Below are 14069 nucleotides of genomic sequence, written 5' to 3'. Positions count from 1 at the left end.
CATATTGTGTTTGCCAGAGGCAGAAAGCTTGTCCCCGTACAAGTGGACATCTGTTCGTTAATTAATAATGCGTTTAAACAAATCATATCTGTTTGAAGAGGCCGTCTCTATCGGCGGCTGAGGCATTTTACTGAATGACCTGTGTTTTGTTAAATATATAAAGGAACATATCGATTTAATATCTGATAACATGTTATGATAGCAAAGTGAAAATGAAGCCAAAGATGAAATATATACTGCTTGCTGCCGCACTGTTAATCATATCGGGCTGTGGATACACGCTCGTTACAAAGTCAGACAGACCGTATACGTCAATACGTATCGGCAAGATTATCAATAATACCTCTACGCCAAAGCTCCAGGACATGCTCTATGATGCCCTTGCCTCCGAATTTTTAAAACGCGGTGTCACTATCTCTGACAGCTCAGACTTTTCTCTGGAAGGGAATATCTATTCCTACAGATTAACCGCCGTTGCTGAAAAGAAAAAATATGCCGCCCAATATGAAGTTGCCATTAAAGGCTCGTTTAAACTTAAGGACAAAAACGACAATGTAACAAAGGAGATAAAGGATATCTCATCGCCATTTATAGAGTCGTTTGAAAGCCAGGATGCAGTCAACTCGATAATTGCCTCAAAGGAGCAGCATGACGAGTCGGCAATGCGCTCATTAGCGGTCTATCTGGTCTATGAACTGACCTTATCGCTACCAAAACCTGTCACAAGTGAACACTCTCCGAAATGAGCCTTACACAGCTTGATGATGAACAAAAGAAAGGATTACCATCCCCCGTATATCTGCTGAACTATAAGGATTACTTCTATCAGGTGGAATCCCTCAGGCTGCTCAGAGGCAGTGTGCAGGACAGCACATTTAATTTTGACGTTTACGACTTAGAGCCGGGCGACGAACATGCCACAATGGCAGAAATAACAGACACACTTATGATGGCCTCTCTGTTTGCTGCCCGCAGGTTCATATGTGTAAAGAATTTTCAGAAGGCGCTGAAGGGCGACATAACTCGTCTGACCAGATACGTGGAAAATCCATCGCCAACATCAGTCCTGTTTCTGTTTAACCAACTGCCTGACAAACCCAATAAACCTAAGGGCGACAAGCCCCCCCTGCCGTTTTCTGTTAAGAGTATGACGCTGGACTTCAATGAGCGTGAACTTCTCGACTGGGGGCAAAAGAAGGTCCAGTCGTATGGATGCACTATAACCAGAGAATCCCTCAGGTTTCTCAAAGAGATATGCGGGGATTCAGCCTCTAAATTCTCAAATGAACTTGATAAGCTCCCCCTCCTGGGTAAGAAAAAAATAGACGAGGCGGACGCGGCTGAGGCTGTGTTTGGAACTAAGAGTTACACGATATTTAACGTGGCCGATGCAATCGTCAAGGGCAACAGGTCTAAGGCTGTTGCAATATATGCAGAGATTCGCGATGGACTGGACGAGTTAATGACACTTGGGGCGCTCAACTGGAAATTGGAAAAAGAAATTCATGCAGACACTCCGGTCTTTATGAAATGCTACGAACAGTTAAACGATGTAAACAAACGGCTAAGAGGCGCAAACCAGCGCTATCCCCTCGAGCTTTTAATCTACAATCTAAGCAGTCCTCCGGCTAACTAAAGGGGCCGTCCTTCATGTACGAAACCGCAATGAAAATAATCGGCGATATGCCATTGAATGAGAGAGAGCCGCTGCTTGAGCTGTTGTCGTCTGATGTATCACCGTCTGAATTTTCTGCGGCTGTGTTAAACCTAGAACAACTCATAGATTTGTCAAAATACCGCCGTGAGATAGCTGAAGCGCTCATTGAAGCAACCGGCATATGCGACGCAGTGCCGGAGGTTTACGAAGATTTCAGACCCGTAGTCTATGACGGCGCATTTTTCATTCTTACAGGAATCTCGCAAGCGCGTCTCCTTCGCATAATAAACGCCCAGTTCCTAACCGGCATGGGCGCTTCCCCGGGAGAGAGGCTGATAGCGCTTGTCAGGGACATCCCCATGCTCTATAAACTCGGGCAGATAATGGCCAGAAATCCACACATCGACGAGCAGTTCAGACACTGGCTGACCTTGCTTGAGGGTGGTCTGATTCACATAGATATTTCCACTATAAGGGCGATTATAGAGCAGGAGATAGGAGCAGAGCTGCACTCCCGCACAGTTGTTCTCTCAGACAGTGTCATCTCCGAGGCCAGTGTTGCCTCTGTGGTTTCATTTACATTGCAGGAGGCTGAGGCGGTCAATAAACACCTCTGTGCAGGGGTGTTTAAGGTTATCAAGCCTGATGTGCCCGGGTTTCTTGATGAGGACATGAAGCTGCTTGACGCACTGGCTGAGTTCTATACCAAAAACAGGGGAAGTTACGCACTTGGAGATTTTAAGTTCACAGACACGTTTAAGGACGTAAAATATGCCCTGTCAAAGGAAGCAGATTTGCGCAACGAACAGCGAAATATGAGGCTGGCCGGAGAGTTCTACAGGCATAACCGGAGGATAATAATCCCTCAGCCGCAGCCCTTTTCGACGAAAAAGGTGACGGCTATGCAGTTTATTGACGGGAAAAAGATTACAGAGATGGACACAGACCAAAAGCAATGCGCCGTAGAGTTGTTTAATGCTATAGTCACTGACTGTCTTTTCGCTGATGCAGTGGATTCACTATTCCACGGCGACCCTCATGCAGGAAATATCCTTATCGTAAAAGACGCACGAATGGGGTTTCGTATTGCCCTTGTTGACTGGAGTCAGGCGGGCACTCTCACAAAGACAGCACGTGCCTCGGTGTTGAAACTTGCCTCTGGAATAATTACAAATAACCACAGCATAATTCTTGACGCCGTTAATACCCTGTCTGAAGGCGGCATCGGCGGTGGGGCGGCACTCTCAGCAGTGATTGATGAACTCAGCAAACCCGCCCCAGGCACTACAGGCGGCATAATGACCAACATAATGACTGGCATAATGAATAGAGCACTAAATCTCCTTGACCGCCTCGTGCTGCGCGGCGTAAAGTTTCCCGCTGATTTGTTGTTATTTCGAAAGGCGGTTTTCACCCTCAACGGTGTCCTCTTATCGCTTGACCCGGAATTTGACCAGGACAGTTGTCTTATAAATTATATGTTCAGACTTTTGGCAGAGGAGATGCCGCAAAGGTGGTTTAATGTGTTTTTCCCATATGCAGATAGTCCGTTTAACTACCGGAGCCTGATGTCAAATGCAGAATTATTTACTCTTGGCGTCATGCTTATGACCACACGTTTGAGGCCGGTCTTTTAAATTTTGATGAAATACGTGCAGTGAACTATTTTTTCACCATGACGTAATATTTTTCTTGACATTCAAACAATGCTTTAGATAAGATATTGCGTCAATCGTGTGCGTGCAAGAGACAGCGGCATTTTTCGGGTGAGGGTACGTTAAAAAGACGGCAACATCGGCGATTGAGAAAGGTGATGCCGGTGGCACAGGTGGCACAGGTGGCACAGTAGTTGAGAAGTAAGTGAAGAGCTATTGTTAAAGCAGTAAGAAAGTCTTTGTAATTATAACGCTTAGAATTAATATACATTGGAGGTACGTATGAAGATTGTGTTACTTGGGGCACCTGGGGCAGGCAAAGGAACGCAGGCAAAAAAGCTGATAGACAAGTATGGAATACCACAGATTTCAACCGGTGACATCTTAAGACAGGCGGTTGCTGACCAGACGCAGCTTGGGAAAGAGGCAAAATCATATATGGACAGCGGCGGGCTGGTACCTGATAGTGTGGTTATCGGGCTGGTAAAGGAGAGGCTTTCACAGGCTGACTGCAAGAAAGGATTTATTCTGGATGGTTTTCCAAGGAACACAGCGCAGGCCGAGACGCTTGACGGGGTGTTGGCATCGGTGGGAATGCCGCTTGAAGTAGCTCTCAGCGTTGATGTAGATTTCGACGTTCTGTTAAAGAGGCTCACCGGAAGGCGCACATGCAAGAGCAAGGACTGCGGGCAGATGTATAATGTATATTTTTCAGCGTCGAAAAAAGACGGCGTCTGTGACAAGTGCGGCACAGAACTCTATCAAAGGGACGACGACAAAGAGGAGACAATAAAAAAGAGGCTTGACGTGTACAAGGCACAGACAGAGCCGCTTATCGATTACTACACAAAAAAGGGAATTTTAAAGAGGGTAGAGGGCGTCGGCGACATTAACGAGATATTCAATAAGATTTGTTCAATCTTAAAATAAATATGTATTAGTGTGTGTTACGCAAGGTAAACACAAAAAAACTAAGGAGGAGTTAAGAAATGGCATTAGTCAAACCACACGGCAAAAATAAGACGTTGATGCCCTTGAAGCTGGAGGGTGCAGCATTAGAAGCGGAAAAGGCGAAGGCAAAGGGCCTGACACAAGTACGCATGTCATCAAGAGAGACGGGCGACCTGATAATGTTAGGCATAGGCGGTTTTACCCCGCTTGAAGGTTTTATGGGGCATGACGACTGGAAAGGCGTGTGCGATAGCTATAAGTTGGCAGACGGCGTATTCTGGCCGATACCAATAACCCTGTCAACGAGCAAAGGTCAGGCAGACAGCTTAAAGGACAATGAGGAAGTAGCCCTGGTCGATGAGTCAACCGGCGAGATAATGGGCACGATGGTAATAAAAGAGAAATACACGATAGACAAGGTCCATGAGTGTAAGCAGGTATATAAGACAGACGACAAGGCGCACCCCGGTGTAGCAATGGTCATGGCACAGGGCGATGTAAACCTTGCAGGCCCGGTAAAGGTATTGAGCGAAGGCTCATTCCCGACGGAATTTGCCGGTGTATATCTGACACCAAAAGAGACCAGAAAGATATTTGAGGACAAGGGCTGGTCAAGAGTGGCGGCGTTTCAGACAAGGAACCCGATGCACCGCTCACACGAGTATCTTGCAAAGCTATCACTGGAGATTTGCGACGGCCTGATGATTCATTCACTGCTTGGTAAGCTGAAACCCGGCGACATCCCTGCCGATGTAAGAGGCAACTGTATCGATACACTAATAAAGTACTATTTTGTTAAGGACACATGCGTACAGGCAGGCTACCCGCTGGATATGAGATATGCAGGACCCAGAGAGGCGCTCTTACATGCACTCTTCAGGCAGAACTATGGCTGCAGCGACCTGATAGTCGGAAGAGACCATGCAGGCGTTGGCGACTACTACGGCCCGTTTGATGCACATCACATATTTGATGAGATACCGGCAGACGCCCTTGAGACAAAGGCATTAAAGATAGACATGACGTTTTACTGTATGAAGTGCGACGGCATGGCGTCAAACAGGACATGCCCTCACGACAAGGCAGACAGGTTGAACCTCAGCGGCACTGCCCTGAGAAAAATGCTTTCGGAAAATACAGATGTACCCGATCACTTCAGCCGTCCGGAAGTATTACAGATACTCCAGAAGTACTATGCCGGCCTTACAGAAAAGGTTGAGATAACGCTGCACAAGCACTCAACCGGAGAGAGCGCAAAGAAATAGCTTAAGAAGGGGGGTAACCGTACCCCCTTTTTCATTTATTATAACGATAAGGAAAAAGGAGGTGAAGGTCGCAGCTTACACCCTATTAGATGGCGACATAAATTAAATCTTGGCTTTTTAAGCCAAAATATTTTGCAAGGAGGTATATTTATATGCCGAGTTTTGTAATGACAGAAAAGTGTGACGGCTGTAAAGGGCAGGAAAGAACAGCCTGTATGTACATCTGCCCAAACAATCTTATGAAGCTTGACCGCGACAGGATGAAGGCGTTCAACCAGGAAACTGAGCAGTGCTGGGAATGCTACAACTGTGTAAAGATTTGCCCGCAGCAGGCGATCGAGGTCAGAGGATATGCGGACTTTATTCCACTTGGCGGCAACGTAATACCAATGAGGGGTTCGGATTCCATAATGTGGACTGTTAAGTTCAGAAGCGGTGCATTAAAAAGGTTTAAGTTCCCGATCAGGACAACGGCAGAGGGTTCGATAGATCCGTACAAAGGTAAGCCGGAAGCGGACTTTGCGAATTTAAAGAAGCCCGGATTTTTTAACATGACAACGGTAAAAACCTTAAAATAAAACTTAGGAGGCTATACGATGGAATTAGAAACATGTACATTTGCGTACTGTCAAAGACCTGAGATGATAGAGGTCGAGACCGACATTCTGTTAATCGGCGGCGGTATGGCTAACTGCGGCGCGGCATACGAGGCGGTGCGTTGGGCAACACCAAAGGGATTAAAGGTAACGATGGTAGATAAGGCAGCAGCCGACAGAAGCGGCGCGGTAGCGATGGGCCTTTCGGCGATCAATACATATTTGGGCGAGAACGACCCTGCCGACTATGTAAAGTACGTTAGAGGCGATCTGATGGGCATTATCAGAGAAGACCTCGTATATGACTGCGGCAGACACGTTGACGACTCAGTACACCTCTTTGAAGAATGGGGTCTCCCTGTATGGAAGAGGGCAGAAGACGGTCACACATTAGACGGCGCACAGCCCGCAAAGAAGCTTACCGAAGGCGGCAAGCCTGTAAGAAGCGGTAAGTGGCAGATAATGATAAACGGCGAGTCATACAAGGTAATTGTAGCCGAAGCAGCGAAGAAGGCGCTTGAGATAAACAGGGCAGCAACCGGCCAGGAAATCAATCTCTATGAGAGAGTGTTTATTGTAAAGCTTCTCCTCGACGCCAACGAGCCGAACAGAGTAGCGGCAGCAGTAGGATTCAGCGTAAGAGAGAACAAGGCATACATGTTTAAGGCAAAGTGTATGTTATTGGCGTGCGGCGGTGCAGTTAACGTATTCAGGCCGCGTTCCGTTGCTGAAGGACAGGGCAGGGCATGGTACCCGGTATGGAACGCTGGAACGACATACGCATTAGCGGCTCAGGTAGGCGCAGAGCTGGTGCTTATGGAAAACAGGTTCGTACCTGCAAGATTTAAAGATGGTTACGGCCCGGTTGGTGCGTGGTTCTTGTTCTTCAAGGCAAAGGCAACCAACTCCCTCGGCGAAGACTATTGCGTAACTCACTTTGAAAGCACAAAGGCATTATATGGCAAATATTGCAGCGACCCGCACAAGCTCGGCACTGCTATCAGAAATCACATGATGATGAACGACATGAAGGCCGGTAAAGGCCCGATTCTCATGAACACCCACCTGGCAATGGCAGAGCTTGGAAAGACCATGGACGCCAAGCAGATAAAGCACCTTGAGGCTGAGGCATGGGAAGACTTCCTCGATATGTGTATTGGACAGGCCGGAGTATGGGCAGGAAACAACATCGAGCCGGATAAAGCCCCGTCAGAAATCATGCCGACAGAGCCGTATCTCCTCGGTTCACATGCAGGCTGCGCCGGTATATGGGTAAGCGGTCCTGACGATTTAGGCGCCCCGAAAGAATGGTGCTGGGGATATAACAGAATGACCACCGTAAAGGGTCTCTTCACAGCCGGCGACGGCGTCGGAGCATCCGGACACAAGTTCTCCTCAGGCTCACACGCTGAAGGAAGACAAGCCGCTAAGTCGATGGTAGCATTCTGTCTCGATAACGCCTCATACAAGCCAGCAGTAGCTAAGTCAACCGAAGAACTCATTGGAGAGCTTTATCTCCCGTTTGAGATATTCGAAAAATACAAGAACTACAGCACAGACACAAACACAAACCCCTACTACATCAGACCAAAAATGCTTCAGGCAAGACTGCAGAAGATAATGGACGAGTATGTAGCGGGCGTTTCCACCTACTACATGACCAGTAAGACTCTGCTTGATGCAGGCTTAAAGCATCTGATGCTCCTCAAAGAAGACTCGCTGAGAATGGGTGCAGCAGACCTCCACGAGCTGATGAGATGCTGGGAAAACTATCACAGAATCTGGACAGGTGAGGCCCATGCAAGGCACATACTCTTTAGGGAAGACAGCAGATACCCAGGCTACTACTACAGGGGAGACTTCAACCTCATAGACGACCAGAACTGGAAATGCTTTACAATATCGAAGTATAACCTCCAGACCGGTCAATGGGAGATGTCCAAGAGAGATTACGTACAATTGATTCCTGACTAAGCGGTGAAATAGCAAGACGAAGTACACAGGAGGAAGGGGGGACGGCGTTCCCCCTTCTGACCTTTTTTTGGAGTCCGTAGCTTAAAAGAGAGTGGAGGATTTTATGTCAGACGAGAAGGGTTCGGCCATCGTAGTAATAGGAGGTGGGATAAGCGGGCTAACCACGGCGATAGAAGCGGCAGAAGCAGGCCAACGTTCGGTAATAGTGGAGAGAAATCCGTATTTGGGTGGAAGGGTAGCGCAGTTAAACCGGTATTTCCCCAAGTTATGTCCGCCATACTGTGGATTAGAGGTAAATTTTAAGAGGATAAAGCAGAATCCCAAGATATCTGTTTATACGTCGGCAGAAATAGAAAGTGTTCAGGGAAGCGAAGGCAATTTTAAGGTTAAGATAAAAATCAATCCAAGATATGTAAATACCAAATGTACGGCATGTGGTGACTGTGTAAAGGTATGTCCTATAGAGAGAAGCAATAGTTTTAATTTTGGAATTGATAAGACAAAGGCGATATATCTGCCCCATGAGTTATCCTATCCAATGAGATTTGTAATAGATGCCAGCCCTGGTGTATGTCCGGGTAAGTCATGTTCAAAATGCGTATCGGTTTGTAAGTATAATGCAATCGACCTTGATATGAAGGCAGAGACAGTTGAGATAAATGCGTCAAGCGTTGTGTATGCAACCGGCTGGAGTCCGTATGATGCAGCGAAGATGGATAATCTTGGTTTTGGAAAGGTGAAAAACGTAGTAACCAATATGATGATGGAGCGCATGGCAGCGCCTAATGGCCCGACAAAGGGAAAAATTCTGAGGCCCTCGGACAACAAGCAGGTAAAGACAGTGGCGTTTGTGCAGTGTGCTGGCTCAAGAGACGAGAATCATCTGGCGCATTGTTCATCGGTGTGCTGCATGGCATCCCTAAAACAGGCTACGTATGTTAGGGAGAGCGACCCTGACACAAAGGCCTTTATATACTATATAGATTTGAGAGCGCCGGGGAGGTATGAAGACTTTTTGAAAAAGATTCAGGCCGACGCTAGCGTAGTGATGATAAAAGGTAAGGTAGCAAAGATAGAGGAAGACGCCGAGACTTTAGACCCCATCGTAACAGTGGAAGACATAGCAGGCGGCAAAAAGATCACACAGAAAGTTGATATGGTTGTACTGGCAACGGGCATGGAGCCATCCTTGAAGACGGCAAATGTCAGCACAAACGTAAAACTGGACGAAAACGGCTTCGTCGATGCCGATGCACAAGCGGCAGGCATCTACGCTTCTGGGGTTGCCAAAAGGCCAAACGACGTTACAACGTCACTACAGGACGCCACTAGCGCGGCCTTGAAGGGCATTCAATCCGCGGTGAGGAGGTAAACGATGGGATTAGGTGTTTACATATGTACAGACTGTGGTATAGGTGAGTCGTTAAACATAGAAGCCCTTCAAAAGATTGGAGGCAAAAAAGGCGCTTGCAAGACACATCCGTTTCTGTGCAGCAAGGAAGGCGTAGACCTTATAAAGAACGACATAAACAATGAAGGCGTAAATAAGATAGTCATAGCGGCGTGCAGCCAGCGCGTGAACACGGACATGTTTGACTTCGACCCGCTCCTGTATATAACGGAGAGGGTGAATCTGCGTGAGCATGTGGTATGGATGCAGCCCCCGAATGACCCCAAGACTCAGGCAATGGCTGAAGACTATGTGAATATGGGTATAGTACGTGCAAATAAGTCAGAGCCGCCTGTTCCGAAGACAACAGACGTAACACGGGTAGTGCTGATTATTGGCGGTGGAGTCACTGGGCTGACGGCTGCCCTTGAGATTGAAAAGGCTGGCTATAAATCAGTGGTGGTGGAAAAATCAGGAGCACTTGGCGGCTGGTCAAAAAAGAGTTTTAAGACATATCCGGCAAAGGCCCCCTATGACAAACTCCTTGTCCCTGCAATCGACACGAAGATTAAGGCGGTCAGCTCAAGTCAAAACATCACGGTACATCTGGAGAGTGCAATAACCTCGATAGAGGGCGAGCCTGGCATGTATGACATTGAAATAGACAAAAAGGGTGCAAAGGAGACCTTTAAGGCGGGCGCCGTAATCCTTGCAACCGGCTGGAAACCCTATGATGCAAATAATCTCGTACAATATGGCTATGGCAGATTTAAAAATGTCATAACGAATGTTGAGATGGAAGACCTTGCATCAAAAGGAAAGATAACGAGGCCCTCAGACGGCAAGACGGCAAAGAATGTGCTGTTTGTCCAGTGTGCCGGACAGAGAGACGAAAATCACGTCCCATATTGCTCATCAGTTTGCTGCAATGTCTCCCTGAAGCAGGCAAAATACGTGAGAGAGGCCAATCCTGACGCGGGTGCCTTTATCATCTATAAGGATATGCGGGCAACCGGCGTATATGAGAACTTTTACAAGGCGATGCAAAATGACGAAGGCATATTCCTTGCCAAAGGTGAGGTAAAGGGGGTAGAGGAAGAGGCAGATGGCAGCCTCATAGTCATCGTCGATAATCAGCTCCTCGGCAAGGAGATGAAAATAAGGGTTGACGTAGTGGTATTGGCTACTGGAATGGTTTCCTCGATGCTGCCCGAAGGAAAGGCCGTCAACGACCTGACGAAAGAGTATATTGGCGAAATGGTAAAAAAGAAGACGCAAGACGGAGAGATCGAAGAGCTTATGCCGATACCCCATATAATGAATCTGAAATACCGGCAGGGGCCTGAGATACCTCATTTAAAATATGGCTTTCCAGATTCCCACTTTATATGTTTCCCGTATGAGACCAGGAGGACGGGTATCTATGCTGCCGGTGCAGTGAGAAGTCCGATGGATTCGCACCAGTCGTCTGTTGATGCTGCCGGTGCCGCACTAAAGGCCATACAGTGTATAGAGCTGACTGCCCAGGGTAAGGCAGTGCATCCCAGAGCAGGGGATATGTCGTTTCCTGAGTTCAGGCTTGAGAGCTGCACACAGTGCCGCCGTTGTACGGTGGAGTGTCCGTTTGGTGTGCTTGATGAGGATGAAAAGGGGACGCCGAGAGAGCATCCTTACCGCTGCCGCCGTTGTGGAACCTGTATGGGTGCGTGTCCGCAGAGGATAATCTCCTTCAGCAACTACAGTGTGGATATGGTATCATCTATAATGAAATCTGTTGATGTACCATCGGAGGGTGACGAACCGTTTATCATTGCCCTGATATGTGAAAACGATGCCTATCCTGCGTTAGACATGGCGGGGTTAAATCGGGTACGTTTAAATCCGAACTACAGGTTTGTATCTCTGAGGTGTCTTGGCGGGACGAATCTTGTGTGGATAACCGACGCGCTTTCAAAGGGTGTGGATGGAGTGCTTCTAATGGGCTGCAAGTACGGTGATGACTACCAGTGTCACTTCGTAAAGGGCAGTCAGGTGGCAAGCGAGCGTCTGAGCAAGGTGCAGGAGACTTTGGGCAGGCTGATGCTTGAGTCTGAGCGTGTTCATCAGATACAGCTTCAGATAAACGATTGGGATACGCTTCCGAAGATAATGGAAGAGTTTTCAGAGAAACTAAAAGGATTTGGACCGAATCCCTACAAGGGATTCTAAAATAACAGGGAGGTATGCACATGGGTGATGCAGTGTTCACACCTGACATTGGGTTTGTTCGGGGCTTAAAGGAGGGCGGCGCCGACACTATGAAGCAGTGTTATCAGTGCGCGACGTGCTCTACGGTATGCGACCTGACACCGGCTGACAACCCGTTTCCAAGAAAAGAGATGATAATGGCCCAGTGGGGGTTAAAGGAAGAGCTGTCGGCAGACCCGGACATCTGGCTTTGCCACAACTGTAACGACTGCTCAAAGTACTGTCCCCGCGGCGCAAGGCCGGGTGATGTCTTATCGACATTGAGAAAGGCCGTAATAGCCGAGAACGCCTTCCCGAGGTTTATGGGCACGATAGTGGGAAATGCAAAGCTGCTCATAGTGGCGTTGTTGATTCCAGTGGCACTGTTTCTTGCCTTGCTAAATGCCACCGGGCACTTAAACATACCGGCTGGCGATGTGGTCTTCAACAAATTTTTCCCGATTCCACTTGTCGATGCGATATTTGTAACGACGGCGATGTGTGTAGTGTTTGTGTTTGCTATAAGCGTGAGCAGGTTTTGGGGCAAGCTAAATGTAAATCCATATAAGCTGATGGCACATAGTATGCTGATACCAAGTTTAATAGAGACCCTGAAGGAGATTGTATTTCACAAGAAGTTTCAGAAATGCGGCGCTAATGCAGACAGGACATGGACGCACAGGCTGATTGTAGCAGGGTTCATAGGTCTGTTCATACAGACAAACTGGGCGGTATTTAACTTGTATGTGCTGAAGTGGGAAACGCCGTTTCTGAAGGACGATCCAAATATGATGATGATTCTGGGGTCACAGGCAGCGGTGATGATGTACTATGCGGTCTATAAGATATTCGGCAATACGAGTGCCCTGCTGTTGTTAATAGGGTCGCTGATGCTGTTTGCCAATCGGATAAAGGACAAGGGTGTGAACAGCGTGTCATCGTCTTTTGACTGGGTATTTGCGGTGATGGTGTTTTTGGTATGTATAACGGGGTTGCTGTCGGAGTTTTGCAGGTTTGCGAACAATGCACAGGTGGCCTATCCTATGTACTTTATTCACCTGGTATGCGTGTTTTACATAATAGCGTACCTGCCGTACTCGAAATTGGCGCACATGGTGTACAGGACGACTGCGATTGTGTATGCGAAAATGGCAAAACGAGACGTAATGTAAGGCCAGTAAATTACCAGTAAATTAACGGGCGCCTCAATCAGTGCCAGGCTGGCGGTTGAGGCGTCAAAACACATCGGAGAGAGTGGGAGAGAGAGTGAAAGAAATCTACGAGAAATTAAATAAAGACCCGGAAAGAAGGGGAGAGCTTGGGCCTGAGAGCCGTTTTAAGTTCAACTGCCACAAGGGAATCGCATGTTTTAATAAGTGTTGTGGTGAACTGGAGATATTCCTATCGCCCTATGATATACTAAGAATGAAGAGGCGGTTTGGCAAGACCAGCGGGGAGTTTCTCGTTGAATATACTGATATGGTGGTAACGGACAAAAACAAGCTGCCGTTTATTAAATTACGAATGGCAGAGGGCAAGCAGTGTAAGTTCGTAACAAAGGAAGGCTGTTCGATATATGAAGACAGACCACTGGCGTGCAGGTACTATCCCTTGGGGTTTGCGATAGGCAAGCGGACGATGACCGAGGGAGAGGATTTTTATTTTCTGATAGAGGAGAGTTTTTGCAAGGGATTTAAAGAGGACAAAGAGTGGGTGGTGAAGGACTGGCGCGAACGGGAAGGGATAGCCAAATATGAGTCGATGAACAGCGATTGGATAGAGGTAATCCTCAATAAGAAGTTACTGGGAAAATCAGTCGTTCCTGATGAAAAGACAATAAGCATGTTTATCCTTGGTGCATACGATGTGGACGCCTTCAGGGTATTTGTGCATGAGAGCAAGTTTTTACAGATATTTGATTTAAACGATGAAGAGTTACAGTTAATCACAGAAAACGAAGAAGAGCTAATGAAATTCGCCCACAGATGGCTGAGATATGCCCTGTTCAGAGAGCCGACAATGTACCTGAAAAACAGAGACGAGGTAAACGAGCCACAAAAAGGCAGCGGCTGCAGTAGCTGCCAATAGATATCTCGAATTTTGGCTGTTTATATGTTGACATATGTATGTCAGCAAGTCTCAATTATTATGAAAGAAGGCAAAAACAAAGGTGGCACAAAATAAATGTATTTTCGCAATGCGCGAGGCACTGACATCAGTAGTGTCCGGTTAAAATAAAGAAGGCTGGGAGATATGGTCTCTGAATTTAGAGGCATAGTAGTTTTTAAAGGAGAGGATGTCAATAAGGCTGAATCTTTCGAATAAGGCTTCAGCAAGGATTCTTGATAGGTCAAG

The 14069-nt window shown here is 47.3% G+C and carries 11 protein-coding genes; all 11 read left to right on the top strand.

Annotation, left to right across the window (positions count from 1 at the left end; translation table 11 throughout):
* Positions 1 to 212: 212 nt before the first annotated feature.
* The 11 genes from lptE (at position 213) to ASN18_RS07910 (ending at position 13802) form a co-directional block, all read left to right on the top strand.
* On the top strand, positions 213 to 746 hold the full coding sequence (gene lptE, locus ASN18_RS07960) for an LPS assembly lipoprotein LptE (protein ID WP_085052213.1): 534 nt from the start codon (positions 213 to 215) through the stop codon (positions 744 to 746).
* Positions 743 to 1636: a DNA polymerase III subunit delta gene (gene holA, locus ASN18_RS07955; protein WP_085052212.1), complete on the top strand. Its 894-nt coding sequence runs from the start codon at positions 743 to 745 to the stop codon at positions 1634 to 1636. The genes lptE and holA overlap by 4 nt, the downstream gene beginning before the upstream one ends.
* A gap of 14 nt (positions 1637 to 1650) precedes the next feature.
* Positions 1651 to 3294 carry an AarF/UbiB family protein gene (locus ASN18_RS07950; protein WP_085052211.1) on the top strand — a complete coding sequence of 548 codons (1644 nt, stop codon included), beginning with the start codon at positions 1651 to 1653 and terminating at the stop codon, positions 3292 to 3294.
* Positions 3295 to 3594: 300 nt separating this feature from the next.
* Positions 3595 to 4242 carry an adenylate kinase gene (locus ASN18_RS07945; protein WP_085052210.1) on the top strand — a complete coding sequence of 216 codons (648 nt, stop codon included), beginning with the start codon at positions 3595 to 3597 and terminating at the stop codon, positions 4240 to 4242.
* A gap of 59 nt (positions 4243 to 4301) precedes the next feature.
* Positions 4302 to 5528, top strand: a complete 1227-nt coding sequence (gene sat, locus ASN18_RS07940; RefSeq protein ID WP_085052209.1) for a sulfate adenylyltransferase — start codon at positions 4302 to 4304, stop codon at positions 5526 to 5528.
* A gap of 152 nt (positions 5529 to 5680) precedes the next feature.
* Positions 5681 to 6106 carry an adenylyl-sulfate reductase subunit beta gene (gene aprB / locus ASN18_RS07935; RefSeq protein ID WP_085052208.1) on the top strand — a complete coding sequence of 142 codons (426 nt, stop codon included), beginning with the start codon at positions 5681 to 5683 and terminating at the stop codon, positions 6104 to 6106.
* A gap of 18 nt (positions 6107 to 6124) precedes the next feature.
* The gene (gene aprA, locus ASN18_RS07930; RefSeq protein ID WP_085052207.1) at positions 6125 to 8098 is read left to right on the top strand and encodes an adenylyl-sulfate reductase subunit alpha; all 1974 of its coding nucleotides are present in this window, start codon (positions 6125 to 6127) and stop codon (positions 8096 to 8098) included.
* 103 nt (positions 8099 to 8201) lie between these two features.
* Positions 8202 to 9470, top strand: a complete 1269-nt coding sequence (locus ASN18_RS07925) for a CoB--CoM heterodisulfide reductase iron-sulfur subunit A family protein (RefSeq protein ID WP_085052206.1) — start codon at positions 8202 to 8204, stop codon at positions 9468 to 9470.
* A gap of 3 nt (positions 9471 to 9473) precedes the next feature.
* On the top strand, positions 9474 to 11696 hold the full coding sequence (locus ASN18_RS07920; protein ID WP_085052205.1) for an FAD-dependent oxidoreductase: 2223 nt from the start codon (positions 9474 to 9476) through the stop codon (positions 11694 to 11696).
* A 20-nt stretch (positions 11697 to 11716) separates the two neighbouring features.
* On the top strand, positions 11717 to 12886 hold the full coding sequence (gene qmoC / locus ASN18_RS07915; RefSeq protein ID WP_085052204.1) for a quinone-interacting membrane-bound oxidoreductase complex subunit QmoC: 1170 nt from the start codon (positions 11717 to 11719) through the stop codon (positions 12884 to 12886).
* Between the two features lie 94 nt (positions 12887 to 12980).
* Entirely contained in the window at positions 12981 to 13802 is an 822-nt protein-coding gene (locus tag ASN18_RS07910) for a YkgJ family cysteine cluster protein (RefSeq protein ID WP_085052203.1), read from the top strand.
* Positions 13803 to 14069 lie beyond the last annotated feature (267 nt).

It is taken from the genome of Candidatus Magnetominusculus xianensis (assembly GCA_001541255.1).
In the GTDB taxonomy this organism is placed as follows: Bacteria; Nitrospirota; Thermodesulfovibrionia; order Thermodesulfovibrionales; family Magnetobacteriaceae; genus Magnetominusculus; species Magnetominusculus xianensis.
Note: the sequence above shows the minus strand (reverse complement) of the source record. Positions and strands in the feature narration are given on the sequence as shown.

What these genes read in the sequence shown, in the direction of transcription:
- aprB (WP_085052208.1), top strand. Translation starts at nt 5,681, where the DNA reads ATGCCGAGTTTTGTAATGACAGAAAAGTGTGACGGCTGTAAAGGGCAG.
- ASN18_RS07920 (WP_085052205.1), top strand. Translation starts at nt 9,474, where the DNA reads ATGGGATTAGGTGTTTACATATGTACAGACTGTGGTATAGGTGAGTCG.
- aprA (WP_085052207.1), top strand. Translation starts at nt 6,125, where the DNA reads ATGGAATTAGAAACATGTACATTTGCGTACTGTCAAAGACCTGAGATG.
- sat (WP_085052209.1), top strand. Translation starts at nt 4,302, where the DNA reads ATGGCATTAGTCAAACCACACGGCAAAAATAAGACGTTGATGCCCTTG.
- ASN18_RS07950 (WP_085052211.1), top strand. Translation starts at nt 1,651, where the DNA reads ATGTACGAAACCGCAATGAAAATAATCGGCGATATGCCATTGAATGAG.
- holA (WP_085052212.1), top strand. Translation starts at nt 743, where the DNA reads ATGAGCCTTACACAGCTTGATGATGAACAAAAGAAAGGATTACCATCC.
- ASN18_RS07945 (WP_085052210.1), top strand. Translation starts at nt 3,595, where the DNA reads ATGAAGATTGTGTTACTTGGGGCACCTGGGGCAGGCAAAGGAACGCAG.
- qmoC (WP_085052204.1), top strand. Translation starts at nt 11,717, where the DNA reads ATGGGTGATGCAGTGTTCACACCTGACATTGGGTTTGTTCGGGGCTTA.
- lptE (WP_085052213.1), top strand. Translation starts at nt 213, where the DNA reads ATGAAGCCAAAGATGAAATATATACTGCTTGCTGCCGCACTGTTAATC.
- ASN18_RS07925 (WP_085052206.1), top strand. Translation starts at nt 8,202, where the DNA reads ATGTCAGACGAGAAGGGTTCGGCCATCGTAGTAATAGGAGGTGGGATA.